Annotated in this window: 5 protein-coding genes and 1 pseudogene; 4 read left to right on the top strand and 2 right to left on the bottom strand. The window is 70.4% G+C overall.

From position 1 onward, the window contains the following. Together AC1DYX_RS28525 and AC1DYX_RS28520 are read left to right on the top strand one after the other, a co-directional pair. Positions 1-328, top strand: a pseudogene (locus AC1DYX_RS28525) (ExeM/NucH family extracellular endonuclease); the annotation flags it as partial. 9 nt (positions 329-337) lie between these two features. Beyond that, complete coding sequence (locus AC1DYX_RS28520; RefSeq protein ID WP_477265186.1) at positions 338-940, top strand: NF038129 family PEP-CTERM protein; 603 nt, start codon at positions 338-340, stop codon at positions 938-940. Positions 941-1063: 123 nt separating this feature from the next. Here the strand turns inward: AC1DYX_RS28520 and AC1DYX_RS28515 are convergent, their stop codons facing one another. After that, positions 1064-1870, bottom strand: a complete 807-nt coding sequence (locus tag AC1DYX_RS28515) for a lipid-binding SYLF domain-containing protein (protein ID WP_477265184.1) — start codon at positions 1868-1870, stop codon at positions 1064-1066. A 216-nt stretch (positions 1871-2086) separates the two neighbouring features. On the opposite strand from AC1DYX_RS28515, the gene AC1DYX_RS28510 reads away from it, so the two are divergent. Continuing rightward, entirely contained in the window at positions 2087-2797 is a 711-nt protein-coding gene (locus AC1DYX_RS28510; protein WP_477265182.1) for a M15 family metallopeptidase, read from the top strand. Here the strand turns inward: AC1DYX_RS28510 and AC1DYX_RS28505 are convergent. Then, complete coding sequence (locus AC1DYX_RS28505) at positions 2794-3777, bottom strand: hypothetical protein (protein ID WP_477265180.1); 984 nt, start codon at positions 3775-3777, stop codon at positions 2794-2796. The genes AC1DYX_RS28510 and AC1DYX_RS28505 overlap by 4 nt on opposite strands. A 173-nt stretch (positions 3778-3950) precedes the next feature. Here AC1DYX_RS28505 and AC1DYX_RS28500 point away from each other — a divergent pair. Next, a partial coding sequence (locus tag AC1DYX_RS28500) for a hypothetical protein (protein ID WP_477265178.1) occupies positions 3951-4284 on the top strand: 334 nt, incomplete at its 3' end.

Here is a 4284-nt window from a genome sequence, read left to right as displayed (position 1 = left end):
GCTGGCACCGGTCGACGTGACGGGCAGCGTGCGCATCGCGCGCTCCGGCCTGACGATGAACCGCTTTACGTCCAGGTACACGGGCACCGTGACGATCACGAACACGAGCAGTGCGCCCCTGAAGGGCCCGCTGCAATTCCAGCTGCAGGGGCTCACGGCCGGCGTCACGCTCGACAACGCGACGGGACTGAAGGATGGCGTGCCCTATGTCACGCTGGGCGAAGCGGAACTGGCGCCCGGCCAGAGCGCCACGGTGACGACGACCTTCTCGAACCCGTCCAGGGCCGTCATCGGGTACACGCCACAACTCATCAGCGCCAAATACTAGGAGACGACCATGCATGGTTTCAAACGACACGCGGCCCGCCTGCTGGCCGCCACCTGGATGTGCCTGTGCGCCGGCGCGGCGCTGGCCGCACCGGTCTACCATGTCGACATCGACACGTCCACGCTGGGCGGCGGTACCGCCTACCTCGGCCTCGGTTTCCTCGGGTTGGGCGGCGCGACCCCTGCCAGTGCGACCGTCAGTCACCTGGCCGGCGACCTGCTGGGCGCCCCCGAGGCCATGGGCGCCGTGACGGGCAGCCCGCCTAATGACCTGACGTTCACGAGCGATGCCGGCGGAGGTGACTGGTACCAGGCGATCCAGCTGGGCGGGCACTTCACGTTCGACGTCGGCTTCCTGCTGGGCGACGGCAACGACGGCACCACATTCAGCTGGTCGCTGTTCGACGACACGCACTATCTCGGCGTCGACGGCGACCTGGGCAGCATCGCCCTGCATCCCGATGCACCAGACGGGCAGCGCTTGTCCTTCACGCCGGACAATGCGTACAGCCTGGTCCGCGCCGTGCCGGAGCCGTCCACGCCGCTGCTGGTGGCGCTGGCCGGCTTCGGCCTCGTGTTCGTACGCCGCCGCGGCGGCAGCGGACGAACCTGAGGCCGCCACGTCGGGGCGCACCGTCGTACGGCGTGCGCCCCGCTGCGCCGGTCACCATCCGGCGACCTGGGACCGGCGCGCTGCCGCTGCCGCGTGTGGAACACCGTTCAGCGCTTGCCTTGCTCAGTGTCCGCCACTCCTGGCACCGCTGCCGGCCGGCGTCGGCGGCGAGCCGAGCACCTTGCGTAGCGCGTCCGCCTGGGCGTTGATCTCGCTGCTGTCGATCGCCTGCTGCGCCGTCGTCGGCTTGCCGTAATAGGCCTCGGTCAGGCTCTGGTTGTAGCGGATGTCGTTGATGCCGACCGTGGCCGCGTTGCCGAACAGGCCCTTGGTGCCGGACCATGCGACGATGTCGCCGGCCGTCGACCCCTGGGCCATGCGCGCGAAGTTGATCACGGTAAGGCCGGCGTCGGCGCTCAGCGAGAAATTGTTGCGGTTGCGGAAGCTGTCCACGGCTTTCTGGTTCAGCAGGAGAAGGGCGACGGGCCCACCCTCGGCGCCGGCCTGCAGGCCGATGCTGAGGCCGCCGGTATCGAAGAAGGCCGGATTGCCCCATGTGCCGTTCTCGCGCCGGACCATCAGCACGCCGGCGCCGCCGGCCCCGCCGACGCCGAGGGCCGCCCGGCCGTATCTGGGAATGATGAAGACGCCGCGCGCCCGGCCCAGCAGCGCCGGCATGCCTGTCTCGCTGCTCATCGTCTGCACGACGCCGACCGCGTCGCTGACGTGCTGGACGGCTGTCTGCTGGCGCCGGGTGGCGGTGGTGCTGTCCGTTTTATGGTCCGCCTGGCCGGCTGGCGCGGTGGCGGAACGGTGCGGCGCGGTCGTTTGCGCGTCGGCCAGCGGCAGGCTRCCGGCGAGCATGAACCCGAACATGTACGAAAAAGCGAGGCCGGGCAGAGTCGTGCGATATGGCATCACATGCGTCATGGTCATCTCCTCGATGCGGCTGGCAACAGGTGGAGATTACGGAGGCACGATGATGCGGGATTGAGATGCATCAGTCGTGCGCCGGTGGCGCCGCAGCGGGCGCGGCCGTCGTATCATGGACGACGTGCAACGATAGAGAGGGCAGGATGCCAGTCGCGACAAACACACGCTGCGCGGGCCATGCGATCACGATCGCCCTGTTTTATCCCGACCGCGATGCCATCGGATGACGTTGACCCGGGCGCACCGTTCGACGAGGCGACGCTGACGGGCCGCGCCCGCACGCACGTGCGCCAGTATGCGCAGCCGCGCTTCGCCGCCCGGCCCGACGTGGCGGCCGCGTTCCTGGCGCTGCGTGCCGCCGCCGCGCGCGACGGCATCGACCTGTTGCCGATCGCGTCTTGGCGCCCGTTCGAGGCCCAGGCGCGCAACTGGAACCGCAAATTCTCGGGGCAGGCCACGCTGTACGATTGCCGGGGCGTGCCACGCGACCATGCGGCGCTGGCGCCGCCCGACGTCGTGCGTGCCATCCTGAACTGGACGGGCCTGCCGGGCGCGACACGGCGCCACTGGGGCACGGACATCGACGTGTTCGACCGCGCCGCCCAGCCGCCCGGCTACCGGACGCGGCTGTTACCGGACGAGGCCGCGGCGCACGGCGTGTATGGTCGCCTGCACGCCTGGCTCGACGACCACGCGGCGCGCTTCGGCTTTTTCCGGCCATACCGGACGCAGCGCGCCGGCATGTGCCCGGCGCCCTGGCACCTGAGCCATGCGGCAACGGCGCAGGCGGCGCTGGCGGCCATCGACATCGACATGGTGGCGCGGGCCGTGCGCGCGTCCGACCTGCTCGGGCGCGACCTCGTGCTCGAGATGCTGCCCGAGATTTTCCGCAACCACGTGCTGGACGTGGACGGTCCGGACTAGGTGCCCACGCGCTCGAGGCGGTGCACGCCGCCGGCGTCGGCGCGGCCGGCGCGCGCAGATGGCGGGCTCATGTGCAGCGTCGTGCGCGCCAGCACATCCATGCGCACGCCGAGCGGGCGCCGGGCCGGACCGGGTTCCAGGCCGGTGGCGAACATCCACAGCACGGGATAGTCCAGCGTCGCCGGCACGGCCACGTTCAGGATCATGCAGAGTTGCCAGTCGGCGCACTGGAAGTCGTCGATGCAGACGAGCAGGGGCTGGTGACGCGCGCGGTGCTGGATCAGGGCGCACAGCGCGGCCGTCTGCAGCAACTGGGTCGAGGGCAGCGGCCAGTCCGGCGCGGGGGCGACGAGGCTCACGCAGCCGTCCACGTGGACGGCCGGCAGGGCCAGGGCGGCGCAGCGGGCGCGCACGCTGTCCGCCAGCGGCGCATCGTCGCCGGCGGCGGCGCCATCGAGGCCGAGCAGCGCGAGCATCAGGCGTGCCGCCGTGTGGCCCCCCGGGCCGTTCGCGCCGTCGAGCACGACGCATGCATAGCCGCGCGCACGGGCATCGGCGGCGCAGGACGCGAGCAGGCGCGACTTGCCGGCGCCGGCGACGCCCTGGATATCGACGATGCGGCCCTCACGGGCGAGGTGCACGCCATCGATGGCGGCGCGGCATTGCAGGCGTTCGACGTCCGCCGGATCCGGTGCGGACCGGGCGGGCGGCGCATGGCGTGTCGGGGCCGTCTCGATCAGGGCTTCGACGCCGATGCCGTAGAACGCGGCAAGGTGGCGCGCGGTGCGGTACGGAACGGGTTTGCCGGACTCGGCCCGGTTGATGGCTGCGCGGGTGAGGCACTGGCGCCGTTCCTGGAATTGTTCGGACAGGATTTCGCGCCCGCACCGGCGCTGGCGCAGGGCTTTCAGGTTGTGCACGTCCAGCATGACGCGGCCGTCTGCCGGCAGGATGGGCGGGGTAGCGCGATTGATTGTCATGGCATCCACAAAAAGGCACCGCCACGCTGGCGGCAGGACAGGTACTGCAAACGTCGTGCCAAGTCGTCACGGGGCGGAAACCGGCCGCCGGGGCCCGTTTCCGGTCGATCATGTGTTTCTGCGTGTAAAATTGCCATGTGTTTTACATGTAAAGCGTGCACCGACGTTCCCGCATGACCGATTCCACCGAATACACCCAGACATTGCAGTTGTCGTCCCAGAAGCTCCCGGGGCGGCCGCTGCTGGCGCTGACGATCGTCTGGCACCCGGACGCGGCGCGCATCGGCGAGCAGTTCGTCGGCGACACCGGCCAGYTGGAAGTGAACCGGTATGCGCCGCTGTTCTACCGTCCGGGGCAGGCTGGCCTGCCGCTGAGTCATGGCACGATTTCGCGCGACCCCGTGCGCATCGCGCGCGAGGGCGACGCCGTCGTGCTGCACCTGCCCGCGACCCGCATGCCGGTCGAGCTGAACGGCCGGGCGGCGACAGGCCAGGTGCGTCTCGATG

The sequence above is a fragment of the Massilia sp. P2_C2 genome (assembly GCF_056404615.1).
The sequence above is the reverse complement of the archived record's forward strand: the minus strand, read 5'-3'. Positions and strand labels throughout refer to the sequence as shown.